The sequence below is a fragment of the Streptomyces sp. NBC_00028 genome (assembly GCF_045041065.1).
Taxonomy (GTDB): domain Bacteria; phylum Actinomycetota; class Actinomycetes; order Streptomycetales; family Streptomycetaceae; genus Streptomyces.
Window position 1 is genome coordinate 3072152 of sequence record NZ_CP108293.1, and the last position, 24524, is coordinate 3096675.

A 24524-nucleotide genomic window follows, 5' to 3' on the forward strand; every position below is an offset into this window, starting at 1 on the left:
GGTCGTTCCGGCGAACCCAGCGGATCCCCCCGGGGACGTTCCGGCGGAGCCCACCCCCCGATCACCGCGGTGCCACCCAGCGCCTGACGCGGTGGCGGGCCCAGCCTCCCTAGGTGCCGCCCCCTCCATCCCCCCGCACAGTGAGCCGACCGGTCCCCCGGTCGACCGCGCCCGGCGTCCCCCCGTGCCCGGGTCGCCCGCAGGCCCGCTCGACTGCCGTACGACGGCACCGCTCTTCCTCCCGACCGCCGCAGCACCGGCCTCCCCGGCTGCCGCCCCCTCCATCGCCCCCCACGGTGAGCCGACCGGTCCCCCGGTCGACCGCGCCCCGCGTCCCCCCGTGCCCGGGTCGCCCGCAGGCCCGCTCGACTGCCGTACGACGGCACCGCTCTTGACCGCGGCAGCACCGGCCTCCCCGGCTGCCGCCCCCTCCATCGCCCCGCACAGTGAGCCGACCGGCCCCCCGGTCGACCGTGCGCGGCGTCTCCCCGGCTCCGGGCGGTGGGAAGGGGCCGTGGGGCGCTCGGGTGGCGGGGTTGACGCGTCGTCGTCCGAAGACCCGCTCGGTGGCCGGGTGTTGGGCCCGGATGGGGGGTCGGTCGACTGTTCCAGTGCGTGGCGTTGGGCGCCGGTGAGGCCGGCGACGATGCCCTGGCGGTCGCAGCGCGGGAGGTTCCGCTCCCTGTGCAGCACGGCGGCCCGGCAGGAGTCGAGCACCGGGCACGTCGCACAGATGGCCAGCGCCGTCGATGTGTACCGCCGGGTGAACCACAGGTCGGCGTTCCTGGCCCGGCAGGCCGCGCTCGCCTCCCAGGCCCGCGAGCCCGCGTCCGCGGCGGGTGCGCCGAGGCTCATCGGGCCGGTCCCGCCGGGCCATGGGCCGGTACCGGGGTGAGCGGCGGCGCGGCCGGGTCGACGTCGTCCGGGAGCGGGGCCGGTACCGGTGTCAGGGGTCCCACGTGGGCCGCCACGTTGGCCAGGGAGCAGCGCTCGGGCCGGCCGTCCACGGACATCAGCGGCATGCCGTCCTGGCGTCTGCACCCCTGGAAGTACCAGACGTCCCCGTGCACGTCGCGCAGCGGGAGGGCCAGGTCGTAGACGGTGTCGCCGAGTCGGAAGGAGCGTGTCGGTGCGGTGGGCGCGGCGCAGGGCAGCGTCGCCCCGGCGCCGTGGGCCACCACCGTCACACGCACGCCGTCGCGCACTCCCTCGCCGATCACGGTGTACGGGCGGGCGCCCTCGCCGACGATCGTGATGCCGAAGTAGGCGCGCCAGCGGGTCCAGCGCTCGGGCCCGTCGACCCGGAGCACGACCTTCACCCGGTCGCCGTCGACGCGGATGTCGGCGGGGCCGACCTGGCCGGCGAGGTGGCGCGCGACGGCCTGGGCGACGTACCGCGCCCGTGCGCAGGCGGCGTCCCAGTCCAGCGCCTTGCGCTCCAGCTCGGTCAGCGGACGCGGGATGCGGGACCAGCCTCCGCCGGGCGTCCGGAGCAGCACGGTGGCCGGCGCGCGGTGGGGGTCGACGAGGAGCCGGGCGGTGTCGAGCGCATGCGCGACGGCCGCCGCCTGTTCGAACGGAACGGACCCCAGAACCGCGCGGATCACACCGGCGGCGTGGGTGAGGTTGCTGTTCACACAGACACCGCCCCGATGGACCGGCGCAGTTTCCGCAGCGACCGACAGGTGAGCGTGCGGACGGCTCCGACGGTCTGGCCCATCACCAACGCGGTTTCCTGCGGGGTGAGTTCGTCGAGATAGCGCAGCTCCACGCAGTGCCGCTGTCGGGCGTTGAGAACGTCCAGGGCGCAGCGCACCGTCTCCTGGGCCTCGACGGCTTCCAGTTCCCGTGGGACCAGGCCTTCGACGCCGGAGCCCGTCCCCCGGGGGTCGTCGAACTCGCCGACCGGGGTCTCCCAACGGGTCCGGCCGCGGGCGAGTTCGTCGAGCCAGAGGTTCTTGGCGATGGTGGTGAGCCAGCCGGCGAAGGCGGTGCCCTGCCAGGTGAAGCCGTCGATCCGGCGCAGGGCGCGGATGAACGCCTCCTGGGTCAGGTCCTCCGCCAGATGTCTGTTGCGGGTCCGGACGAGCAGGAAGCCGTACACGATGCGGTAGTGCTGGTGGTACAGCACGGCGAACGCCTCACGGTCCCCGGCGCGCGCACGCGTGACCAGTTCGGGTTCGGGGGCGGGCTGGACGATGGGGTGGGCCGGTAACGGCATGGATCGCTCCCGTCGGCATCGATGCGGAGGTGCGGGGCGGCGGCCCCATATCTTCGATATCCATGTAGATGTAGATTGCCGAAGCACACGGCACGGGTCACCGCGGCACACAGGAGGGCCGCGACCCACATCCGGATACGCTCTGCAGTCTTCATGTAGATGTAGATCGTGTCAAGGCGCCGCCGTGACAGGAGAGTTACGCCGTGCACACCGGACCCCCACAGGCCCGATCTGCGATCTACTTGCGCTTGTAGATAACGATGACCGATCCTCGGATATGTGACGAACGAGGCGAGCCGCCCAGCATCCCCGGAGACCGGCCAGGATCCGCCGCGCCGTGACGAGGACCTGGCTGCCCTGCTCGAACGTCTGCTGGCACAGGTGCCGGGCAGGACCCAGAAGGACCTGGCGGCGGAAACCGGCATCTCCTACCCGACGCTCAACGCCTGGATGAACCGCACACGCGGAACCTCGCGCATCGACCCGGAGAAGCTCCGTGTCATGGTCGAGACGTTTCGGCGCTGGGGCGTCCGGACGACGCCGAAGGAGTTCTTCGAGGCGGTCGGCCGCCCCGTGCCGGGCCCCAGCGGGGACGAGCGCGAGGCCCGACTGCTGAAGCTCTACCGGCAATTGCCGGAGGCACGTCAGCGCGCACTACTGAAGGACGCCGAGGCGATGCTTCAGGTCAGTCGCATCGTGTGAGGCCAGCGCCGCGCGACCGGCTGTCCGGCCGGTCACGCCGACATCCGCCGGTTGTGACGCACGGTTCGGATGCGTCGGGTGAATATGCCGAAACAGTGCACGCATCCGCCCGCCATCGGTACCATCAGTCAGCCGCTGGCCTCCCGGAGCGGAACGCTCATGCCGTAGCGCTTTCCTGGGGAGACAGTTGTGTGCGTCCACATTGCCGTAGCCGACGGTCTGGCGAGCATCGCGGTCTGGGACTCGGACGAGGTCAGCATCCGAGTCGCCCGAGGTGCACCGACGGGTGATGCGCTGCGGGAGGTGGCGGACATCCTCATGGTCGATCTCGGCGCCCCCGCCTCCCGCGGCGGCCCGCTGCGCTGCTTCTGCGGGATGCGGGTGGAGCTTCCCCGGGAACTCCTCCCCTGCGTCCATGGAGCGGAAGCCGGCTGACCCGGGCGCGGGCACACGTCGGCCCGTCCCCCTGTCCGACGGAGTGCCGGACGGGGAACGGGCCAGGTGGCAGACGGGTCAGGCGGACAGGCGGGCGATCGCCTCGTCCACCGTCAGCTCCTCGCGCTCACCGGTCCTGCGGTCCTTCAGCTCCAGGACGCCCTCGGCGGAGCGGCGGCCCGCGACGAGGATCTTCGGTACGCCGATGAGCTCGGCGTCCGTGAACTTCACGCCCGGGGAGACGCCCGCGCGGTCGTCGACGAGGACACGGAGGCCGGCCGCGCGCAGCTTCTCGGAGACGTCGAGGGCCAGCTCGGTCTGGAGCGCCTTGCCCGCGGCGACCACGTGGACGTCGGCCGGCGCGACCTCGGCCGGCCAGCACAGGCCCTGCTCGTCGGCGGTCTGCTCGGCGAGGGCGGCGACGGCGCGGGAGACACCGATGCCGTAGGAGCCCATGGTCACGCGGACCGGCTTGCCGTGCTGGCCGAGGACGTCGAGCTTGAGGGCGTCGGCGTACTTGCGGCCCAGCTGGAAGATGTGGCCGATCTCGATGGCGCGGTCGAGGACGAGGCCGGTGCCGCACTTGGGGCACGGGTCGCCGTCCTGGACGACCACGACGTCGACGTACTCGCCGACCTCGAAGTCACGCCCGGCGACGACGTTCTTGGCGTGCGTGTCGGGCTTGTTGGCGCCGGTGATCCAGGCGGTGCCGGGGGCCACGCGCGGGTCGGCGATGTACTTGACCTTCTCCCCCAGGCCCTGCGGTCCGACATAGCCGCGGACCAGGTCCGGGCGGCCCGCGAAGTCGGCCTCGGTGACCATCTCGACGACCGCCGGGGCGAAGTGCGCCTCGACCTTGTCCATGTCGACCTCACGGTCGCCGGGCACGCCTACGGCGACGATCTCGCCGTCGACCTTCACGAGAAGGTTCTTCAGGGTGTCGGAGGCCTGGACGCCCAGCGAGGCCGCGAGGGTCTCGATCGTGGGGGTGTCGGGGGTGGGGATGTCCTCGGCGGCCGGCACGGCGGAGGCGTCCCGCTCCTTCAGCTCGTACGTGATCGCCTCGGTGTTGGCCGCGAAGTCGCAGTTGGGGCAGTCGGCGAAGGTGTCCTCGCCGGCGCCGGCCGGGGCGAGGAACTCCTCCGACTTCGAGCCGCCCATGGCGCCGGCGGTCGCGGCGCAGATGCGGTAGTCGAGGCCGAGACGCTCGAAGACGCGCTGGTAGGCCTGGCGGTGCAGGGCGTAGGACTGGGCCAGGCCCTCGTCCTCGGTGTCGAAGGAGTAGGAGTCCTTCATGAGGAACTCACGGCCGCGCAGGATGCCGGCGCGGGGGCGGGCCTCGTCACGGTACTTGTGCTGGATCTGGTAGAGGATGACCGGCAGGTCCTTGTAGGAGGACGCCTGGTCCTTCACCAGCAGGGTGAAGATCTCCTCGTGAGTCGGACCGAGCAGATAGTCGCCGCCCTTGCGGTCCTGGAGACGGAAGAGCTCGGCGCCGTACTCGTCCCAGCGGCCGGTCGCCTCGTACGGCTCGCGCGGCAGCAGGGCGGGGAGCAGCACCTCCTGGGCGCCGATCGCGTCCATCTCCTCACGGACGATGCGCTCGACGTTGGCCAGCACCTTCTTGCCGAGGGGCAGCCAGGACCAGATGCCGGCCGCGGTGCGACGGACGTAGCCGGCGCGGACGAGGAGCTTGTGGCTGAGGACCTCGGCGTCCGCCGGGTCGTCGCGCAGCGTCTTCGCCATCAACTGGGACATGCGCTGGACCGGTGCGTTGGCCATGGTTCTCGTACTCCTGCCGGGAAAACGGTGATGGCAAGGAGGTTAGCCGGGGGTCCGGTGGTGGCGGAAATCGGTTATCGGCGGCGCAGTGGCAGGGGGGCGCCCATCACGGCGTACGGCTTCGGGGCGCTGGGGAAGAGGACCTGGCGGGCCAGGTCCTGGTAGCCGAGTGAGTGATAGAGGCCGCGGGCCGGGCTGTCCGTGTCGATCGCGGAGAGGATCGAGCGGGGTTCGGCGGCGCCGTCGGTGATCGTGGTGATCAGGGAGCGGCCGACTCCGCGGTTCTGGTAGTGCGGGTGGACGTGCAGCTCCGTGATCACGAAGGAGTCGTCCAGCCAGGTCTCGTGGCCCTGGGCGCGGAGGTACGGCTCCACGACCGTGGACCACCAGTGGGCGCGGTCGTTGGGCATGCCGTAGACGAAGCCGACGAGACGCTCCGCCGAGGTGGCGCCGAGGGCCCTCGCGCCGGGGTATGTCATGTGGCGGAGGACGATCTGGCGGCGTACGGCGACCTCGTCCGCGCCGAGCCCGAAGGCGATGGCCTGGACGGCGAGGGCCTCGTCGACGCGGGCGGAGAGGTCCAGGGGGCCGATCACGATGTCGTCGTCGGGTTGGCGGCGGTGTCCGTGACCGGGGAATCGCATGTGGGGAGCGTACAGGGCGCTTCGCTGGATGAGGCCGGGTGCTTCGGGTTGTCGTTCGGGTGCGGGTCGTGGGGGCTCGGCGCGCAGTTCCCGCGCCCCTGGGGCACTTCAGAACAGGACGCTCATGAACGCGCCGACCTCTTGGAAGCCCACGCGTCGGTACGTTCGTCGTGCCGCCGTGTTGAAGTCGTTGACGTAGAGGCTGACCACGGGGGCGACGTCCGCGAGGGCGTAGCGCAGGACCGCCGACATGCCGGGGGCCGCGTAGCCCTGGCCGCGGTACTCGGGGGCCACCCAGACACCCTGGATCTGGCAGGCACGGTCGGTGGCGGCGCCGATCTCCGCCTTGAAGACGACCTTGCCGTCGGCGTCGAGACGGGCGAACGAGCGGCCGGAGCCCACGAGTTCGGCGACCCTGGCCTGGTAGAGGAGGCCGCCGTCGCCGGCCATCGGGGAGACGCCCACCTCCTCCGTGAACATCGCCACGCACGCCGGCATGATCGTCTCCATCTCGTCCTTGCGGATGCGGCGGACGTAGGGATCCGGGGCGATGTCGGTGGAGAGCCGGTCGGTGACCATCAGGGGCTGATGGGCGCGGATCTCACGAGCGGGGCCCCAGCTGGGTTCGAGGAGGCGCCACAGCTCCGCGGTGGGTTCGACGGGGCCGACGATGGAGGAGCAGCGGCGGCCCGCCCGGCGGGCCCGGTCGGCGAAGGCGCGGACGGCTCTCGGGGTGGCGCAGATGGGGACGAGGTTGGCGCCGGCGTAGCAGAGGGAGGTCAGCAGGCCGTCCTCGTACCAGCCCCACATCTCGCCGCCGAGCCGCCAGGGGTCGAGGCCGGCGACCTGTACGCGGGACGTCACGAAGGCGTTCGCGACCGGCTCGCGGTCGAGGACGGCGAGCGCGGCGTCCAGGTCGCTCGGTTCGAGGACCCGGGAGGTCGTCTGGGTCAACACGGGCGGGGCGCCTCACACTGGGGACGGCTGATCTCCGCACTGTACCTGCGGAAGCTGAGCAGCGTCGCCCTGTGATGGTGCCGCTTGTTTTGAGGTGCCCCGGGGTTTGGGTGCCGTCGCCCATGAACTCGAGTGGCCGTGGCTTGTTCGCGGGTGCGGGTGGGTGGGGGCTGGTCGCGCAGTTCCCCGCGCCCCTGAAAGGGGGGCCTTCGGCCCCCCTTTCAGGACGCAGAAACCTCAGCCCGCCACCGCCACCGACGGCTCGCCCGAGGCCACTCCGTCCGCCTCCATCTGTTCGGCCAGCTTCATGGCCTCCTCGATGAGGGTTTCCACGATCTTGGACTCCGGGACCGTCTTGATGACCTCGCCCTTGACGAAGATCTGGCCCTTGCCGTTGCCGGAGGCGACGCCGAGGTCGGCCTCGCGGGCCTCGCCGGGGCCGTTCACGACGCAGCCCATCACGGCGACGCGGAGGGGGACCTCCATGCCGGTGAGGCCGGCGGTGACTTCCTCGGCCAGCTTGTAGACGTCGACCTGGGCGCGGCCGCAGGACGGGCAGGAGACGATCTCCAGGCCGCGCTGCTTGAGGTTGAGGGACTCCAGGATCTGGTTGCCGACCTTGACCTCCTCGACCGGCGGGGCCGAGAGGGAGACGCGGATGGTGTCGCCGATGCCCTGGGAGAGAAGGGCGCCGAAGGCGACCGCGCTCTTGATCGTGCCCTGGAACGCCGGGCCCGCCTCGGTGACGCCGAGGTGGAGGGGGTAGTCGCACTGGGCGGCGAGCTGCTTGTACGCCTCGATCATGACGACCGGGTCGTTGTGCTTGACCGAGATCTTGATGTCCCGGAAGTCGTGCTCCTCGAAGAGCGACGCCTCCCAGAGGGCGGACTCGACGAGGGCTTCGGGGGTCGCCTTGCCGTACTTCTGGAGCAGGCGGCGGTCCAGGGAACCGGCGTTGACGCCGATGCGGATCGGGGTGCCGTGGTCCTTGGCGGCCCGCGCGATCTCCTTGACCTTGTCGTCGAACTGCTTGATGTTGCCGGGGTTCACCCGGACCGCGGCGCAGCCGGCCTCGATGGCGGCGAAGACGTACTTCGGCTGGAAGTGGATGTCCGCGATGACGGGGATCTGGGACTTCCTGGCGATCGTCGACAGGGCGTCCGCGTCGTCCTGGGTGGGGCACGCCACGCGCACGATCTGGCAGCCGGACGCCGTCAGCTCGGCGATCTGCTGGAGGGTCGCGCCGATGTCGGACGTACGGGTCGTGGTCATCGACTGGACGGAGACCGGGGCGTCGCCGCCGACCGCGACGGTGCCGACCTGGATCTGCCGGCTCTTGCGGCGCTCGGCAACCCTGGTCGGAACGGACGGCATGCCGAGAGAAATCGCAGTCATCTGCTGTGCAACCCCAAGTCGTGGATCAAGGTCCGGCGCCAACGGAACAGTGGGCTCCAGGCTTCGAGATTACGGCACGGGCCCGGGCTCGGGCACATCCGTCCCGCGGACCCACTCGAACGATGACGGCCCGGCACAGAGCGTGCCGGGCCGACACCAACGCCGTACGGCTAGGAGATTCTCACCGGGTTAACCACGTCCGCGATGAGGACCAGGATCGTGAAGCAGACGAAGATTCCCGCCACGACGTAGGCGACCGGCATCAGCTTCGCCACGTCGAACGGGCCCGGGTCGGGGCGGCGGAAGAGCCTGGCCAGGTTGCGGCGCAGGGACTCCCACAGGGCGCCCGCGATGTGGCCGCCGTCCAGCGGCAGCAGCGGGAGCATGTTGAAGAGGAACAGGGAGAGGTTGAAGCCCGCGAGGAGCATGACGAACATCGCCAGCTGCTGGGACGCCGGGATGTCGAGGGTGGCGATCTCGCCGCCGACCCTGGCCGCGCCGACCACGCCCATCGGGGAGTCCGGTTCACGGGGGCCGTCGCCGAAGGCCGCGTCCCACAGGGCCGGGATCTTGGAGGGCAGGGCGGCGAGGGAGTCGACCGCGTCGCCGACGCGGTCCGTCATCCAGGTCACGGAGTCGCCGAAGTCCTGTTTGACGACGCCGGTGGCGGCGCTGAAGCCGAGGAAGCCGGCCTTGACGTACTCGCCCTGGACGTAGGCCCCGCTGGAGTCCTTCTTCGCGACGAGGTTCGTGGCGATGGTCGCCTGGAGGGAGACCTGCTTGCCGTCGCGGTCGACGACGATCGGGACCGTCTTGCCGGCGCTGTCGCGGATGAGGTCGGACAGCGTGTTCCAGTCGTCCGTCCGCACTCCGGCGAAGGAGACGATCTTGTCGCCCTTCTTCATGCCGGCGGCCGCGGCCGGGGACGCCTTGTCGGTCTTCTTGCAGGTGTCGCGGTTCTCGCTCTGGGAGATCACGCACGGGGAGACCGAGGCGACGTCGGTGGTCTGCTGCTGGATCCCGAAGCCCATCAGGACCGTCAGGAACAGGCCGATCGCGAGGATCAGGTTCATGAACGGGCCCGCGAACATCACGATGACCCGCTTCCACGGCTTGCGCGTGTAGAAGAGGCGGTCCTCGTCGCCGGGCTGGAGCTCCTCGAAGGCGGCCGAGCGGGCGTCCTCGATCATGCCGCGCCAGGGTGAGGTGGAGCGGGCTTCCAGGCGGCCGTCCGGGCCCGGCGGGAACATGCCGATCATGCGGATGTAGCCGCCGAACGGGATGGCCTTGAAGCCGTACTCGGTGTCGCCCTTCTTCTTCGAGTAGATGGTCGGGCCGAAGCCGACCATGTACTGGGGCACGCGGATGCCGAAGAGCTTGGCCGTGGAGAGGTGGCCCAGCTCGTGCCACGCGATCGAGACGAGGAGTCCGAGCGCGAAGACCGCTATGCCGAGGATGAACATCAGGGTCGTCATGCACGGGCCTCCGCCGTCTGTGCCGCCAGTTCCCGGGCCCGGGTGCGGGCCCAGGTCTCCGCTTCGAGGACGTCCGACACCGTGAGCGAGGTTCCCGTGGCCGGCGTGCCGTGTTCCTCCACCACGCGCGTCACGGTCTCCATGATCCCGTTGAAGGGCAGCGCGCCGACCCGAAACGCCTCCACGCACTCCTCGTTGGCGGCATTGAACACCGCCGGGGCCGTGCCCGCGAGCTCTCCCACGTGCCTCGCAAGGTTGACCGAAGGAAACGCGTCGTTGTCGAGCGGGAAGAACTCCCACGTCGACGCCGTGCTCCAGTCGAAGGCGGGGGCCGCGTCGGGGACGCGCTCGGGCCAGCCGAGGCCGATGGCGATGGGCCCGCGCATGTCGGGGGGCGTCGCCTGGGCGATTGTCGATCCGTCCGTGAACTCAACCATCGAGTGGACATACGACTGGGGATGCACGACGACCTCAATGCGGTCGAAGGGAATGTCGTAGAGGAGGTGTGCCTCGATGACTTCCAGGCCCTTGTTGACGAGGGTCGCGGAGTTGATGGTGATGACCGGACCCATGGCCCAGGTGGGGTGGGCGAGGGCGTCCTCGACGCTGACGTCCGCCAGTTCCTCCTTGGTACGGCCGCGGAACGGGCCGCCGGACGCGGTGACGACGAGTTTCCGTACGTCTGCCCGGGTGCCCGACGCGAGGGCCTGGAACAGCGCCGCGTGCTCGGAGTCGACCGGGATGATCTGCCCGGGCTTGGCGAGCGCCTTGACCAGCGGGCCGCCGACGATGAGCGACTCCTTGTTGGCGAGCGCGAGGGTGCGGCCCGCCTCCAGGGCGGCGAGGGTCGGGGCGAGGCCGATCGAGCCGGTGATGCCGTTGAGGACGGTGTGGCACTCCGAGGCGGCGACCTGGGCGGCCGCGTCGGGGCCGGCGAGGATCTCCGGGAGCGGCTCGCCGGTGCCGTACCGGACCTGGAGGGACTCCCGCAGCGCCGGTACGACGTCCTCGCGGGCGACCGCGACGGTCCGCACCCCGAGCCGGTGGGCCTGCTCGGCGAGCAGGGAGACCCGGCCGCCGTTGGCGGACAGCGCGGTGACCCGGAAGCGGTCCGGGTTGCGCAGCACGAGATCGATGGCCTGCGTGCCGATCGAGCCGGTGGACCCGAGGATCACCACGTCCTTGGGACCGTCGCCCGCCACGGGGTCGTAGACGAGGTGGGGGTCGGCGAGGGCGCGGGCCGAAGACGGGGCTTTGGGCCCGTGCCCTCGGAGGGCTGGACTGTCACTCATCCCCCCATTGTTGCCGTAAGGACGGTGTGTGAGGACAGCGCGTCCCCCGAAGGAGGTCCCCCCGGGAGGCGCGCTGTCATGGGCCGGTCAGTTGATCGGGCGGTGGACGTTCTCCTTCTCGCTCGGGCCCGGTGTCGCGTCGGCGATCCAGGGGCCCTCGCCCGAGGCGTCGACGATCCCGTCCTCCAGCCATACGTAGGTGCCGGACATGACGCCCTTGACGACCTTGCGGTCCAGGTCGTCGGTGTTGGTCCACAGGCGGCCGAAGAGTTCCTCGATCCGGATGCGGGACTGGTGGCAGAAGGTGTCCGCGAGTTGGTAGGCCTCGCGGCCGTGGTCCTCGGTGGTGCGCAGGAGTTCGGCCCGGACACAGACGGCGCTCATCGCGAACAGTTCCGCGCCGATGTCGACGATCCGGCCGAGGAAGCCCTGCTTGGTCTCCATGCGGCCCTGCCAGCGGGACATGGCGTAGAAGGTGGAGCGGGCGAGCTTGCGGGCGGTGCGTTCGACATAGCGGAGGTGCGCGGAGAGGTCGACCTCGTGTTTGAACTCGCCGTAGGAGTACGGGAGTTGCCCCTGTCCCGCGACCAGTTTCGGGAGCCACTTGGCGTAAAACACGCCCGCGCTGGCGCCGGCCTTCGCCTTGTCGGTCAGGGACTTCTCCGGGTCGATCAGGTCGCCGGCGACCGAGAGGTGGGCGTCCACCGCTTCGCGCGCGATCAGCAGGTGCATGATCTCGGTCGAGCCCTCGAAGATGCGGTTGATGCGGAGGTCGCGCAGGACCTGTTCCGCCGGGACCGCTCGTTCGCCGCGGGCGGCCAGGGAAGCGGCCGTCTCGAAGCCCCGGCCGCCACGGATCTGGACGAGTTCGTCGGCCATGAGCCATGCCTGCTCGGAGGCGAACAGCTTGGCCAGGGCGCCCTCGATGCGGATGTCGTTGCGGTCCTCGTCGGCCATCTGGCTGGCGAGGTCGGTGACCGCCTCCAGCGCGAAGGTCGTGGCCGCGATGAAGCTGATCTTCGAGCCGACGGCCTCGTGGTGGGCGAGGGGCTTGCCCCACTGCTCGCGGGCCGCCGACCACTCGCGGGCGATCTTCAGGCACCACTTGCCGGCCGCCACACAGGAGGCGGGCAGGGAGAGCCGGCCGGTGTTGAGGGTGGTCAGCGCGATCTTCAGCCCCGCGCCCTCGGGGCCGATGCGGTTGGCCGCCGGGACGCGGACCTGGTGGAAGCGGGTGACGCCGTTCTCGATGCCGCGCAGACCCATGAAGGCGTTGCGGTTCTCGACCGTGATGCCGGGCGAGTTGGTCTCGACGACGAACGCGGTGATGCCGCCCCTGTGGTCCTCGGACTTCGGTACCCGGGCCATGACGACGAGGAGGTCGGCGACCACACCGTTGGTGGTCCACAGCTTCACTCCGTCGAGGACGTAGTCGTCCCCGTCCGGCACCGCCGAAGTGGCCAGCCGGGCCGGGTCGGAGCCGACGTCCGGCTCGGTCAGCAAGAACGCGCTGATGTCGGTGCGGGCGCACCGGGGCAGGAACGTCTCCTTCTGCTCGGCCGTGCCGAACAGCTTCAGCGGCTGCGGTACGCCGATCGACTGATGGGCGGAGAGGAGCACGCCGATCGCCGGAGAGGCGGAGCCGGCCAGCGCGAGCGCCTTGTTGTAGTACACCTGGGTGAGGCCGAGCCCGCCGTACTTGGTGTCGATCTTCATGCCGAGCGCGCCGAGTTCCTTGAGGCCGTTGATGACCTCGTCGGGGATGCGGGCCTCGCGCTCGATGAGGGCGCCGTCCACCTTGGTCTCGCAGAAGTCGCGGAGTTTGGCGAGGAACTCCTCGCCGCGCTGGGCGGCCTCCGTAGAGGGCATGGGGTGCGGATGGACCAGGTCGAGCCGGAAGCGGCCGAGGAACAGTTCCTTGGCGAAGCTGGGCTTGCGCCACTCCTGTTCCCGGGCTGCCTCCGCGACCTCGCGGGCCTCGCGTTCGGAGACGGTGGGCTTGCTGGATGGGGCGGACATGAGGGTCACCTCGCCGCGAATCGGGATCTTGGACCGTTATCGTTACCGACCGGTGCTACTCGATCGTATGTACCCGATCCCGGGCGGCCCCACCACCCCTGGGACGCGCCGTTCAGCCGATGTTGACGGAGTAGGACTTGGTGTCCAGACGCCCGGCGCCCTTGAAGACCTCGGTGCCGGACTCGATGCCGGAGACGTACTTGTCGTTGCTGAGCAGCTTGCGCCGAACGAGGGCCTGGGTGAAGTCGTCCAGGTTCAGGGATGCCTTGGTGGTGTTGGTCTGCCGGACGAAGGAGTACACCTTCCAGCCGATGTCGCCCTGGTAGATGTCCCACATCGCGCCGCCGAGGCTGACGCTGCCGTACTTGGTGCCGAGCGGTCCGGCGCCGCCCTGGCGGTTGAGCCAGATCATGATCTCGTCGGTGGGCTGGTCCTGCCAGTCGGCGGTGTTCTTGTTGTGCAGCCACAGGTCGTACGCGACGTTCATGGTGCCGGGGGCGGCGCTGACCGTGAACTCCCAGCTGGTCCTCACCGGCTTGCGGTCGCCGACCCGGATGGGCAGCTGGGTGGCGGCCTTGTCGGTCTTCCAGCCCCAGTGCCAGCCGAGCACGGTGGAGGCGTACGACTTCACGTCGTAGTCCCGGCCGGTGGCGCTGTTGGCGAGGCTGTAGTCGGTACCCCATGAAATGGTCGACCCCGACTGGGAGTTGGACCACACGCACTGGGTGCCGGTGTACTTCCCCTCGTTCCAGAGGTTGTTGTTCACGTAGTACTTGCCGAGCGTGATCGTGTCGAACGCCGTGCACTTCTTGCTCGACTCGTCGGCCTGCGCGACGGTGACGCCGACGGCGGCGGCGAGCGCGACCGTGCCGGAGAGCAGGGTCTTCGCCTTCTTGGAGAAGCGGGGGCGGCGGTGCTGCATGGGGGTCCTTCCGGGGGGTCCTGTTACGCCCCTTCAGTGGCCGCCGCCGTTCGAAAGGTTGCCGTCGCTCCGGTCCGTCATGATGGGAGCCGGAGGGCCTTGTGGCGCCCCGTCCCCAACTCCTTATCGAAGCGCTTCGACAGCCTATGGACACCCACCCCGGGTGAAGCTACTGTCGAACCACCCTCACCCGCCCTTATTCGCACTGCGCACTGTCGAAGCGCTTCACAAAGCTTGGAGAGCTGGATGGTCACCCTCGCCGAGGTCGCCCAGCACGCCGGAGTGTCGGCGAGCACGGTGAGCTATGTCCTCAGTGGCAAGCGGTCCATCTCCACGACCACCCGGCAGCGGGTCGAGCAGAGCATCCGCGAACTCGGCTACCACCCGAACGCGGGCGCCCGCGCCCTGGCCAGCAGCAGGTCCAACATCATCGCGCTGATGGTGCCGCTGCGCACGGACATGTACGTACCGGTGATGATGGAGATCGCCATCGCCGTCGCAACCACCGCCCGGACGCACGGGTACGACGTCCTGCTGCTGACCGGCGAGGAGGGTCCGGACGCGGTGCGCCGCGTCACCGGCAGCGGGCTCGCCGACGCCATGATCCTGATGGACGTCGAACTCGACGACGAGCGGCTGCCGTTGCTGCGCGGCACCGACCAGCCCTCCGTACTCATCGGCCTCCCCGCCGACACCTCCGGGCTGACCTGCGTCGACCTCGACTTCCGGGCGACCGGGGCGCTCTGTGTCGAGCACCTCGCGATGCTCGGCCACCGCGACATCGCTGTCATCGGCGAGGCCCCCGCCGTCTATGAACGGCACACGGGTTTCGCCGAGCGCACCCTGGACGGACTGCGCACCCGGGCCCAGGAGTTGGGCGTACGACTGCTGCACCGGCCGTGCGAGGGCGGGTACGACGCGATGGCCGTCACGCTCGCCCGCATCCTCGACGAGCGCCCCGCCACCACGGGGTTCGTCGTGCAGAACGAGTCGGCGGTCGAACCGCTGCTCGCCCTGCTGCGTCAGCAGGGGCGTGCCGTCCCCGAGGACGTCTCGGTGGTCGCGGTCTGCCCCGACCAGGTGGCGACCCAGGCCTCGGTGCGGCTGACCTCGGTCGCCATCCCCGCCCAGGAGATGGGCCGCCATGCGGTGGAGCGTCTGGTGGCCAAGCTGGACGGCCGTGGCAGCGACGAAGTCGTGCTGATCTCCCCCGAGTTGACGGTCCGGGCGAGCACCGGCCCGGTACCGGCGTAACCGCCCACCACCCGGCGTAACGCCTTCACGCGTCGCCCCTTTCGGGGCACCCCCATGTCTGCCACTCCGCCAGGAGTATCGGAGCCCAGGAGCGCCTCAAGTGACTCAGCATGCCGAGAACCAGCCCCCGACCGGCGCGGTGAGCCTCGCGCAGTCGTCCCCGACCGTCGGTACGTTCCGTGAGCGGGACGGCGCGCTGGAGTGGAGCGGCCGGCAGGAGACCGTACGCATCGAGCCCTGGGGTCCGGACGCGGTCCGGGTCCGGGCGCGGCTCGGCGGGCCGATCCTGGAGGGGCTGCCGGGTGCGCTGCTCGACGAAGCGCCCGCCACCTCGTCCACCGTCAAGATCGAGGACGGGCAAGGGCAGTTGACCGTCGGCTCGCTCACCGTCGAGGTCAGCGGCGAGGGTCTGATCCGGTTCCTGCGGACGGACGACGCGAGCGAGCTGCTCGCGGAGGCCCGCGCCCACTTCTGGTGGCCCGGCTCGCGCCTGTACACGGCCGTCGGCAACGGTCACCACCGCCTTGAGCAGCGGTTCGCCGCCTACGACGACGAGAAGCTGTACGGCCTCGGCCAGCACCAGCACGGGCGGTTCGACCAGAAGGGCCTGGTCCTCGACCTGGTCCAGCGCAACGCCGAGGTCGGCATCCCGGTGCTGACGTCCAGCCGCGGCTACACCGTGCTGTGGAACAACCCGGCGATCGGCCGGGTGGAGCTGGCCCACAACGGCACCCGCTGGGTGGCCGACTCGGCCCGCCAGATCGACTACTGGATCACGGCCGGCTCCCCCGCCGACGGGCAGCGCCACTACTCCGCGGTCACCGGCCGGACGCCGATGATGCCGGAGTGGGCGACGGGCTTCTGGCAGTGCAAACTGCGCTACCGCACCCAGGACGAACTCCTGGAGGTGGCGCGGGAGTACAAGCGGCGCGGACTGCCCCTCTCGGCGATCGTGTGCGACTTCTTCCACTGGACGCACCTCGGCGAGTGGAAGTTCGACCCCGCGGAGTGGCCCGACCCGGCCGCGATGGTGCGGGAGCTGACGGAGCTGGGCGTCAAACTCGTCGTCTCCGTCTGGCCGTCGGTGTCGCCGCTGAGCGAGAACCACCCGGTGATGGAGCAGCGCGGCTACTTCATCGGCACCCAGTACGGCCCGATGGCACACGCCGACTGGCCGGACAAGGAGGTGGCGTCCACGGTCCAGGTGGCCTTCTACGACGCCACCAACCCGGAGGCGCGCCAGTTCGTGTGGTCGAGGATCAAGGAGAACTATCTCGACCCGTACGGCATCACGGCCTTCTGGCTGGACGCCTGTGAGCCCGAGCTGAAGCCGGGTTTCCCGGAGAACCTGCGCTACTGGTCGGGGCCCGGCCTGGAGGTCGGCAACATCTATCCGGCGGACAACGCCCGCACCTTCCACGAGGGCCTGCGCGCCGAGGGCGAGGAGGTCATCACCCTCAACCGCTCGGCGTGGGCGGGCAGTCAGCGCTACGGAGCGGCTCTGTGGTCCGGTGACATCGGCACCGACTTCCCGACGCTGCGCCGCCAGATAGCGGCCGGCCTCAACACCGCGCTGTCCGGCATCCCCTGGTGGAACACCGACATCGGCGGCTTCCACGGCGGCGACCCGACCGACCCGGCGTACCAGGAGGTCATGGTCCGCTGGTTCCAGTTCGGCGCGCTGTCCCCGCTGATGCGGCTGCACGGCTTCCGCGACCCGGGCATGCCGCTGGGCCCGGACATGACGGGTGGGCCCAACGAGGTGTGGTCGTACGGCGAGGTGGCCGGGGCCGTGCTGGAGAAGTACCTGCGGCTGCGCGAGCGGCTGCGGCCCTATGTCCTGGACGTCATGCGCGAGGCCCACGAGGAGGGTCTGCCGCCCATGCGGCCGCTGTTCCTGGAGTTCCCGGACGACCAGGCGGCCTGGTCGGTGGACGACGCGTATCTCTTCGGCGCCGACCTGCTGGTGGCCCCGGTGCTGACGGCGGGCGCGACGGCCCGGACGACCTATCTCCCGGCGGGCGCGACCTGGACGGACGCGTGGACCGGCGAGTCGTACGAGGGCGGCAGGACCGTGACGGTCGACGCGCCGCCGGACCGTATCCCGCTGTTCCTGCGGGACGGGGCGCGGCTGCCGGTGGCGGAGTAACGGGAAGCGGTGACATGACGTGCGGCCGGTCCCTCCCCTAGGGGGACCGGCCGCACGCGTGCGGGGGTCAGCTGATCAACTGCTGCTGACCGTCAGGTTGTTGGTGACGAAGTCCAGTCCGCCGGACGAGGACGTGATCTCGTAGCCGAACTGGACGTCCCCGATGGTCTCGCTGCTGGACATCCAGCCCTTGGTGCCCGAGATCCAGGTGAGGATCGACTTGATGTTCACGGTGCCGGAGCTGGAGTCCGAGGTGCGCAGGAACGAGAACACCTCGTTGGCGCCGTTGGTGCCCTTGTAGACGGTCCAGGTGTGGCCGCCGAGGGTGACGTTGCCCTGCGAGGTGCCGAGCGGGCCGACGGCACCGTTGTAGTTGACCCAGAGCATGATCTCGTAGTCGTAGTCGGTGTCCCAGATGTCGTACGACGTGTTGTACGCGCCGGACGACGGGACGGTGACGTTGTAGCTGCTGGACAGCGAACCGAGCGAGGAGATGGTCTTGTTGACCACCTTCTTCGCGTTCGGGTACGACTTGATGCCGCCGGTGTTGGGGTGGTTGGCCCAGACTCCCCAGTTGGTGCCGGAGTTGGCCCAGATGCACTGGCTGCCGGCGCCGGAGCCCCAGATGTTGTTGTAGAGCGTGTAGCCGTTCAGGCTGGTGTTGCCCCACTGGTCGCAGGAGTTCCACACGGCCGCCGAGGCGGGTGCGGAGGCGAGGCCGACGGTGGCGCCGAGGGCCATCGCGGGGGCCAGTACGGCCATGGTGATCTTGCGCAGCTTGCTGTTCGTGCTCTTTGCCTTCGTGCTCATTGCCATGGTGTCCCTTCCATGGGTGGGGGGAATCGCGGGGGTGAATCGCGGGGTGGCTACCACGCCTCCAGACGCAGGACGTGGTCTTCTCCGGCGACGAGGTCGAGCGGCCGGGTGCCGGAGGAAGTCCTCAGTTCGACGCGGTGGCTGCGCGTGGGGCGCAGCACCGCGGTCGCTTGCCGTGGGGTCCAGACGAGGTCGAGTGCGGCGCCGAACCGGGTACGGACGCCGAGGAGTTGCCCCTGGGGGTACCGGTCGGGCAGGGCGGGCAGCAGGACCAGCCGGTCGGGCGTCGACTGCACGAGCATCTCGACGAGCACGGCCGGGAGGGTGTGGGCGGCGTCGGCGTTGTAGACGTCGCGGTTCGGGTAGTGCGCGCTCATCAGCGAGTGGTGGAAGAAGTCGCCCTTGAGCACCTGGCCGAGGGCGTGCGCGACCCGTTCGCCGTCGCGCAGCCGGGCGGCGATCAGGGCGTGGTGGAGGTGTCCATGGGCCGAGTCGTTCTCGGCGCCGCGCAGTTGGAGGGCGCGGTGGGCGGCGTCGGCGAGGCCGGGGGTGTCGTAGGGATTGATCTCGTCGAGCGGCCAGACCCCGTACAGATGGCTGAGATGCCGGTGGTCGTAGGTGTCCTCCAGGCCCGGCCAGGCCCACTCGGCGATCGCCCCGTCGTCGTTGATCCGGTGCGGCGGCAGGCGGTCGGCGAGGGCGCGCAGTCGGGCCGCGTCCCGCGGGTGGTACGCGGCGGCCGTGAGCAGGGCGTGCCGGGCCGCCGAGAGGTCCATCGCCGCGTTGATGGCGCCCCAACTGGCGCCCGCGGGGCGGTTCTCGGGCGAGTAGGAGGGGACGACGACGAGCCGGCCGTCGGTGTCGGTGCGGGTGAGGAAGTCCTCGTAGAACTGGGCGACCTCGGCGAGCGCGGCGGCGGTGCGGGGGTCGCGGGTGCCGATGGTCTCGTCGTGGTCGACGAGCGGCTTGAGCAACCAGTCGGCGCCGGCCGTCCACAGGTGCAGCGGGTACTCACGGCTGAAGTGGTACGTCAGCCCGGACTCGCCGTCGCTGTGCGGCGGGGCGACGATCCCGCGGGCGCCGAAGATCGCGTGGGCGTTCTCCCGCCAGTCGTCCCGCTGCCCGTGGACGAGGGACGCGAGCGCCTCGGTCACCTCGGGGAGGGCGGCTGCCGCGGCGGACGCGGTCTGGAGGTTGACGTTGGCGTCGTTGGTGAACGCCCCGGCCCAGGCGGTGTCCCAGTCGCCGGTCCACAGGCCGGTGAGACGGGGCGGGAAGAGGCCGCTCGCGGAGAGCAGGTGGTAGCGGCCGGCGGCGAAGAGGCGCTCCATGAGGGCGGGGCTGTCGGGGCGTTCCAGCAACTCCGAGCCGGGCAGGGCGCGTTCGGCGGGGTCGGCGTCCAAGTCGAGGGTGACGCGGGCGTAGGCGGTGCGGTGCAGGGCGGTGTGCCGGTCGAGGAGGGCCGGGTGGTCGAGGGGGAGTTCGCGCAGGGCGCGCGCCTCGGCCATGACGTCCAGTTCGCCGGTGTGCCGGACGACACGGGTCAGCAGCAGCACCGACTCGGCGCCGCTGATCCGCAGGCCGGGCGGGGTGAGGGTGACGGAACCGCCGGTGAGTTGGACAAGGGTGACGCCGGTGTAGGCGCGGTCGCTGCCGGGGTAGCGGGCGCGCAGGGTGAGCAGGGCGCCCTCGGAGGTGAGCACGGCGCCCTGGCCGACGCCTAGGTCCTTGGGGGCGCCCGGCAGCCGGTGGTCCAGGGAGATCTCCAGGTCGGTCGCGGTGACCCGGTGGACGATGACGTCGTCGGCGCGGGAGACGAAGACCTCGCTGTCCCAGCCCTGGAACCAGGTGCGGGTGACGCCGGTGGTGAAGTCGACGGACCGGTGGTAGCCGGGGGCGTCGCCGGTCGTGCCGCGCAGCCGGATCTGGAAGGCCGGGTGGAAGGGCTGCACCCACTGGAGGTCCCGGTGGTCCGTGAAGCTCTCGGCCGCGTCGAGCTCTCCGGCGAGCAACCGGTCCTGAAGTGCGGGGAGTTCGGCGGCCAGCCGCGGCGGGCGGGCCTGTTCGGCACCGTTGGGGCGCACCAGGGTGTGATGGGTGACGACGACCCGCTCGTCGTTCGGTTCGCCGAACACAAGGGTGCCGTGATGGCCGTTGCCGCTGAGGAAGCCGTCCTCCCAGCGAGTGGCGGGGCGGGGTTCCCAGGTGCCGTGCACCAGGCTCATGGCTTCAGCACCGCCACTCCGTAGCGGTCGAGGGTGAGTTCGTCCGTGACGTTCATGCCGGTCAGCAGATCATGGAAGGCGCCCGGAACGCGCAGGTCCACGGAGTCGCGGCCGTGGTTGAGCACGAAGAGCACCTCACCCCGCCGTACGGCCTCGACGCCCGCAGGCAGCCTTTCCAGCACCGGCCGGACGCCCGCCTCGGCCGCGAACCCGGCGAGCAGCTTGCGCAGTTGGTCCGGTTCGGGAAGCGTGGCGAGATAGCGGGCCCGCCCCTTGCAGAGCACGGCGGGCACACCGTCGAGTTCACCCCCCTTGAAGGCGGCGGCCACGACCGCCTCCCCGTCGGCCTCGATCTCCTCGGACCACAGGGTCCCCCGGAACCCGTCGCACTCGACGACCTCGCCCGCGTCCAGCGGCCACCACTCGTGCAGGGTACGGATGCCGAACAGCTCGCGCAGACGGGCGTCCATCCCGCCGGGCCGTACCCGGTCGTCCTCGTCGGCGATGCCGGTGAGGAAGCCGGAGACGAGCGTGCCGCCCTGGTGGACGTAGGCGAGGAGGTTCTCGATCGCCGTGTCGGTAAGGGCGTACAGCTGCGGGACGACGACGAGCCTGTACGCGCTCAGGTCGTGTTCGGGGTGGGCGAAGTCCGTGGCCAGGTTGGCCTCCCAGAGGGCCCGGTGCCAGGCGCCGAGGACCTGCGGATAGTCGACCTCGCTGGAGAGCCGACCCTCATGGGCACCGGCCCACCAGGAGTGCCAGTCGTGCAGCACGGCGATCTCGTGCGGCGTGTGACGGCCGGCGACCTCGCCGCCGATCCTGGCGAGGTCCGCGCCGAGCCGCTTGACCTCCTGGTACGTCCGCCCCCGCTCCCCCGCGTGGCTGACCATCCCGGAGTGGAACTTCTCCGCGCCCTGCCGGGACTGTCTCCACTGGAAGTAGCAGACGGCGTCGGCGCCACGGGCGACGGCCTGGAGGGACCAGAGCCGGTTGAGGCCGCGCGGCTTGGGGTGGTTGACGCCCCGCCAGTTGACGGGGCCGGCCGCCTGCTCCATCAGCATCCAGGGGCCGCGGGCCTGCGAACGGGTCATGTCCTGGACCAGCGCCCCTTGTTGGGCGCCGAGCGGATCCCGTGGATCGGGATACAGGTCGACGGAGACGATGTCCTCCTCCTCGGCCCACCGCCAGGCGTCCTGTCCCGTCCACAGCGGCATGAAGTTGGTGGTGACCGGGAGGTGCGGGGTGTGCCGCCGCACGATGTCCCGTTCGGCGAGGTAGCACTCCAGGAGCATGTCGGAGGTGAACCGCTTGAAGTCGAGGACCTGGGCCGGGTTCTTCAGATAGTGGGCGTGGCGCGGTGTGTGCACCTCGGCCCAGTCGCCGTAGCCCTGGCTCCAGAAGGCGGTGCCCCAGGCGGAGTTGAGGGCGTCGAGGGTGCCGTACCGCTGTCGCAGCCAGTCGCGGAACCGGGCGGCGGCCTCGTCGCCCCAGTCGAAGGTGCAGTACTCGTTGTTGATGTGCCACATCGTGAGGGCCGGGTGGCCGCCGTAGCGGGCGGCGAGGGCCTCGGTGATGGCGGCGGCATGGTGCCGGTAGACGGCGCTGGAGTGCGAGAAGTGCTGCCGGCCGCCCCACCACTCGGTGCGGCCGTCCTGGTCGACGGGCAGGGTCTCGGGGTGCAGATGGCCCAGCCAGGGCGGCGGCGAGGAGGTCGGGGTGGCGAGGACGACCCCGATGCCGTGCTCGTGCATCAGGTCCATGAGCCGGTCGAGCCAGCCGAAGTCCCGCTCCCCCGGCCGGGGTTCGAGCTTCGCCCAGGAGAAGACGCCGAGCGTGACGGAGTTGACGCCGGCGTCCTTCATCAGCCGGACGTCCTCCTGCCAGGTCTCCTCGGGCCACTGCTCGGGGTTGTAGTCGCCGCCGAAGAGGATCCGGCCGCGGGTGGCGTCACCAAGCCCTGGCATCAGACGGGCTCCCCGTACTGGATGCCACGCCCGTTGGTGGCGAGGTAGACCCGCCCGTAGGCCCGCGGGTCACCGGTGATCACCTCACCGGTCCAGCCCCACTGGTGCTGGTCGTCGTTGATCCGCACCCAGCTCTTCGCCTCGTCGTCGGAGCGGTACACGGCGGTGATCGACTCGGTGGAGCCGACCATGTAGACCGCCGGGTACGCGGCCCCGTCGGCCGCCTTGCCGAAGCCGAGGGTGTACGAGGCCCAGCAGCTCGCGACCTTCTCGAAACTCGCGCCCCCGTCGGTGGACCGGTAAAGCCCGTTCCACTTCACGCTCAGCCACAGGTCACCGGAGCGCCCGGGTGCCGCGACGAGCTCGAACTGACTGTCTCCGGAGGGCAGTCCGGACGCCCGCGCGATGAAGGTGACGCCGCCGTCCGTGCTGGCGAACAACGTTCCCGTGTCGGTGTCGTACGCGTAGAACAGCGTCGGGTCGGCCGGGTCGGCGAGGGGCGTCGCGCCCTTCGGGAAGGAAGCGACCTCGGTCCAGGTGGCCCCGTTGTCCGTGGAGCGGTGGGCCGGGTACTTGGTGCCGTCCCAGTGCACGAAGACCCACAGCAGCACTCCGCCGTCGGCGCTGACGGCGATCGGCCCCGGTGCGTCCTTGGCGAGGGCGGGCTGGGCCGCGAAGGGCGCCCAGGTCCGCCCTCCGTCGTTCGAGTACGCCCCGTTGCCGTGGTCGCCCCACCCGGTGCGCACGACGTACGCCGGCTTCGCCGCGGCCTGCGCGAGTCCTGTCGCCGTCCCGAACACGGGGTTCGACGCCATGCCGCGCGAGGGGGACGCCGTGAGCTTCTCGTGGTACATCACGCCGATGTCCCCGGACCCGCTGATCAGCGGCGCCTTCCCGGTCGGGGGCGAGATCAGCAGCCGCGCGGACGCCTCTTCGATCCCGCGGATCTGCGGAGCCCAGTGCTTCAGGTCCCGGGTGCCGTAGAGGGTGGCGCCGGTGCCGTACACGAGGTGCTTCGAGTCGTACGGGTCGAGCGCGAGCGCCTGGATCCACCAGCCGAACTTGGGCGCGTCCGCACCCCACTTGAGATAGGGCGTCTCGGACACGTCGAAGACGGCGGAGTCCTTGAGGGAGGTCCAGGAGCGACCGCCGTCGGTGGACCGGAAGACGGTGTCGACCAGGGCCCACCGGTTGTTGGTGGACACGACGAGGGTGCCCGGCCGCCGGGCGTCCACGGCGACCCCGCCGTACCCGAAGGAGTCGGTGCCACCGTCGGCGGTCGTCCCGCCCGGCTTCACCGGGGTGACCTCACGCCACTTGCCGTTGGCGGTGCACAGCGCGTGCACACTGCCGTCGGACTGTCCGTTGGGCCCGGGGGCGTCGGCGTACGTCAGATACAGCTCACGGGTGTTCCGGTCGTACGCGCCCCGGATCGGCACCTTGGCGGCGGTACCGGAGGGCTGTCCCGGCACGGCCTCCCACTTGATCCCATCAGCGGTGCGGAACAGATTGGCGGCGCTCCCGTCGGAGTCACCCCAGCCGGCGTAGAGGACGCGCCCCGCGGCGACGAGGAGGGTGACGCCCTGGCCGGAGGCGCTGGGGGTGCCCGGGAACCCGTCGGCCCTGGCCCACGTAGCGCCTCTGTCCGTGGACTTGAGGAGCCCGTCGTGTCTGGTCCCGAGCCAGAGCGTGTCGCTGTCCCGCGGGTCGACGAGCAGCCGCTCCCCGCACCCGCGCCCGTCCTCGTTGGCCCCGAGCTTGACGTCGAGGTCGGTACGGGCCCAGGTGGCCCCCCGGTCGTCGGACCGCAGGACGGCCCCGTTGGAGGCCCAGGACTGCGCATACGTGCCGAGGGCGAGATAGACCCGGTTCGGATGAACGGGGTCGACCGCCATCGCCTCGACCCCGAGAAGGTTCCAGTCGTCCCACCCGAGGTGATCGGTGAGCGCCGTCCACCGCGCGGCGGAGTCGTCCCACCGGTAGGCGCCACCGATGTCGGTACGGGCGTAGGCGAGGCCGCGGACGGAGGGGTGGAAGAGCACGCCGGTGACGAATCCGGTGCCGCCTTGGACGACGTTGCGCCAGCGGTAGGTGGGGGCGGCGGAGGCGGCCAGGGCACGCCCTTGGCTCAGGGGAACGGCGGTGAGCGCAGCGGCAGCAGCGGCCCCGGCAAGAACAACACGACGACTGGGCCGTGATGCGCGCATGACACATACCTCGCTATGTGAGAAACGGGATGGGGACGTACCTCTAGGGGCGCGGGGCTGTGTTG

Annotated in this window: 18 protein-coding genes and 1 pseudogene; 4 read left to right on the forward strand and 15 right to left on the reverse strand. The window is 70.7% G+C overall.

Annotation, left to right across the window (positions count from 1 at the left end):
- Window positions 1-621 precede the first annotated feature (621 nt).
- From OG885_RS13365 to OG885_RS13375, 3 genes and pseudogenes are all read right to left on the reverse strand, one after another.
- Window positions 622-855: pseudogene (locus OG885_RS13365) on the reverse strand (WhiB family transcriptional regulator); the annotation flags it as partial.
- A complete protein-coding gene (locus OG885_RS13370; protein ID WP_405730634.1) occupies window positions 852-1637 on the reverse strand; it encodes a BN159_2729 family protein in 786 nt (261 codons plus the stop codon). The pseudogene OG885_RS13365 and the gene OG885_RS13370, both read right to left, overlap by 4 nt.
- Window positions 1634-2221, reverse strand: coding sequence for an RNA polymerase sigma factor (locus tag OG885_RS13375; RefSeq protein WP_405730636.1), 588 nt, complete (start codon window positions 2219-2221; stop codon window positions 1634-1636). The genes OG885_RS13370 and OG885_RS13375 overlap by 4 nt, the downstream gene beginning before the upstream one ends.
- Window positions 2222-2500: 279 nt before the next feature.
- Between OG885_RS13375 and OG885_RS13380 the strand changes: the two genes are divergently transcribed.
- Both OG885_RS13380 and OG885_RS13385 read left to right on the forward strand, forming a co-directional pair.
- A complete protein-coding gene (locus OG885_RS13380; RefSeq protein WP_405730638.1) occupies window positions 2501-2923 on the forward strand; it encodes a helix-turn-helix domain-containing protein in 423 nt (140 codons plus the stop codon).
- Between the two features lie 189 nt (window positions 2924-3112).
- Window positions 3113-3358 (forward strand): hypothetical protein, encoded by a 246-nt coding sequence (locus OG885_RS13385; protein WP_405730640.1) that lies wholly within the window; start codon window positions 3113-3115, stop codon window positions 3356-3358.
- 78 nt (window positions 3359-3436) lie between these two features.
- On the opposite strand, the gene OG885_RS13390 is transcribed toward OG885_RS13385, so the two are convergent.
- The 8 genes from OG885_RS13390 to OG885_RS13425 form a co-directional block, all read right to left on the reverse strand.
- On the reverse strand, window positions 3437-5140 hold the full coding sequence (locus tag OG885_RS13390; RefSeq protein WP_399966014.1) for a proline--tRNA ligase: 1704 nt from the start codon (window positions 5138-5140) through the stop codon (window positions 3437-3439).
- Window positions 5141-5214: 74 nt separating this feature from the next.
- Window positions 5215-5784: a GNAT family N-acetyltransferase gene (locus OG885_RS13395; RefSeq protein WP_405730642.1), complete on the reverse strand. Its 570-nt coding sequence runs from the start codon at window positions 5782-5784 to the stop codon at window positions 5215-5217.
- 108 nt (window positions 5785-5892) lie between these two features.
- Window positions 5893-6741 carry a GNAT family N-acetyltransferase gene (locus OG885_RS13400; RefSeq protein WP_405730644.1) on the reverse strand — a complete coding sequence of 283 codons (849 nt, stop codon included), beginning with the start codon at window positions 6739-6741 and terminating at the stop codon, window positions 5893-5895.
- Between the two features lie 237 nt (window positions 6742-6978).
- Entirely contained in the window at window positions 6979-8136 is a 1158-nt protein-coding gene (gene ispG / locus OG885_RS13405; protein WP_059197958.1) for a flavodoxin-dependent (E)-4-hydroxy-3-methylbut-2-enyl-diphosphate synthase, read from the reverse strand.
- A gap of 170 nt (window positions 8137-8306) precedes the next feature.
- Window positions 8307-9599, reverse strand: coding sequence for a M50 family metallopeptidase (locus OG885_RS13410; RefSeq protein WP_405742721.1), 1293 nt, complete (start codon window positions 9597-9599; stop codon window positions 8307-8309).
- Between the two features lie 8 nt (window positions 9600-9607).
- The gene (dxr, locus tag OG885_RS13415) at window positions 9608-10903 is read right to left on the reverse strand and encodes a 1-deoxy-D-xylulose-5-phosphate reductoisomerase (protein ID WP_405730647.1); all 1296 of its coding nucleotides are present in this window, start codon (window positions 10901-10903) and stop codon (window positions 9608-9610) included.
- A gap of 87 nt (window positions 10904-10990) precedes the next feature.
- Window positions 10991-12922: an acyl-CoA dehydrogenase family protein gene (locus OG885_RS13420; protein WP_405730649.1), complete on the reverse strand. Its 1932-nt coding sequence runs from the start codon at window positions 12920-12922 to the stop codon at window positions 10991-10993.
- A gap of 112 nt (window positions 12923-13034) precedes the next feature.
- Window positions 13035-13844, reverse strand: coding sequence for a GH12 family glycosyl hydrolase domain-containing protein (locus tag OG885_RS13425; RefSeq protein WP_405730651.1), 810 nt, complete (start codon window positions 13842-13844; stop codon window positions 13035-13037).
- A 246-nt stretch (window positions 13845-14090) separates the two neighbouring features.
- On the opposite strand from OG885_RS13425, the gene OG885_RS13430 reads away from it, so the two are divergent.
- Both OG885_RS13430 and OG885_RS13435 read left to right on the forward strand, forming a co-directional pair.
- Window positions 14091-15098, forward strand: a complete 1008-nt coding sequence (locus tag OG885_RS13430; RefSeq protein ID WP_399966008.1) for a LacI family DNA-binding transcriptional regulator — start codon at window positions 14091-14093, stop codon at window positions 15096-15098.
- A 100-nt stretch (window positions 15099-15198) separates the two neighbouring features.
- Window positions 15199-17247 (forward strand): TIM-barrel domain-containing protein, encoded by a 2049-nt coding sequence (locus OG885_RS13435; protein WP_405730653.1) that lies wholly within the window; start codon window positions 15199-15201, stop codon window positions 17245-17247.
- Window positions 17248-17322: 75 nt separating this feature from the next.
- Here OG885_RS13435 and OG885_RS13440 read toward each other — a convergent pair whose 3' ends face one another.
- The 4 genes from OG885_RS13440 to OG885_RS13455 are packed head-to-tail and all read right to left on the reverse strand — an operon-like array spanning window position 17323 to window position 24459.
- A complete protein-coding gene (locus OG885_RS13440) occupies window positions 17323-18057 on the reverse strand; it encodes a glycoside hydrolase family 12 protein (RefSeq protein ID WP_405730655.1) in 735 nt (244 codons plus the stop codon).
- Between the two features lie 56 nt (window positions 18058-18113).
- A complete protein-coding gene (locus tag OG885_RS13445) occupies window positions 18114-20288 on the reverse strand; it encodes a glycosyl hydrolase family 95 catalytic domain-containing protein (RefSeq protein ID WP_405730657.1) in 2175 nt (724 codons plus the stop codon).
- Window positions 20285-22252 carry a beta-galactosidase gene (locus OG885_RS13450; protein WP_405730659.1) on the reverse strand — a complete coding sequence of 656 codons (1968 nt, stop codon included), beginning with the start codon at window positions 22250-22252 and terminating at the stop codon, window positions 20285-20287. Before OG885_RS13450 ends, OG885_RS13445 begins: the two co-directional genes overlap by 4 nt.
- On the reverse strand, window positions 22252-24459 hold the full coding sequence (locus OG885_RS13455) for a WD40/YVTN/BNR-like repeat-containing protein (protein ID WP_405730661.1): 2208 nt from the start codon (window positions 24457-24459) through the stop codon (window positions 22252-22254). The genes OG885_RS13450 and OG885_RS13455 overlap by 1 nt, the downstream gene beginning before the upstream one ends.
- Between the last annotated feature and the right edge of the window lie 65 nt (window positions 24460-24524).

Bases quoted from the DNA above. Each gene is read 5' to 3' on its own strand.
- OG885_RS13445 (WP_405730657.1), bottom strand. From the start codon at position 20,288: ATGAGCCTGGTGCACGGCACCTGGGAACCCCGCCCCGCCACTCGCTGG.
- OG885_RS13375 (WP_405730636.1), bottom strand. From the start codon at position 2,221: ATGCCGTTACCGGCCCACCCCATCGTCCAGCCCGCCCCCGAACCCGAA.
- OG885_RS13395 (WP_405730642.1), bottom strand. From the start codon at position 5,784: ATGCGATTCCCCGGTCACGGACACCGCCGCCAACCCGACGACGACATC.
- OG885_RS13425 (WP_405730651.1), bottom strand. From the start codon at position 13,844: ATGCAGCACCGCCGCCCCCGCTTCTCCAAGAAGGCGAAGACCCTGCTC.
- ispG (WP_059197958.1), bottom strand. From the start codon at position 8,136: ATGACTGCGATTTCTCTCGGCATGCCGTCCGTTCCGACCAGGGTTGCC.
- OG885_RS13450 (WP_405730659.1), bottom strand. From the start codon at position 22,252: ATGCCAGGGCTTGGTGACGCCACCCGCGGCCGGATCCTCTTCGGCGGC.
- dxr (WP_405730647.1), bottom strand. From the start codon at position 10,903: ATGAGTGACAGTCCAGCCCTCCGAGGGCACGGGCCCAAAGCCCCGTCT.
- OG885_RS13455 (WP_405730661.1), bottom strand. From the start codon at position 24,459: ATGCGCGCATCACGGCCCAGTCGTCGTGTTGTTCTTGCCGGGGCCGCT.
- OG885_RS13420 (WP_405730649.1), bottom strand. From the start codon at position 12,922: ATGTCCGCCCCATCCAGCAAGCCCACCGTCTCCGAACGCGAGGCCCGC.
- OG885_RS13410 (WP_405742721.1), bottom strand. From the start codon at position 9,599: ATGTTCATCCTCGGCATAGCGGTCTTCGCGCTCGGACTCCTCGTCTCG.
- OG885_RS13430 (WP_399966008.1), top strand. From the start codon at position 14,091: ATGGTCACCCTCGCCGAGGTCGCCCAGCACGCCGGAGTGTCGGCGAGC.
- OG885_RS13390 (WP_399966014.1), bottom strand. From the start codon at position 5,140: ATGGCCAACGCACCGGTCCAGCGCATGTCCCAGTTGATGGCGAAGACG.
- OG885_RS13440 (WP_405730655.1), bottom strand. From the start codon at position 18,057: ATGAGCACGAAGGCAAAGAGCACGAACAGCAAGCTGCGCAAGATCACC.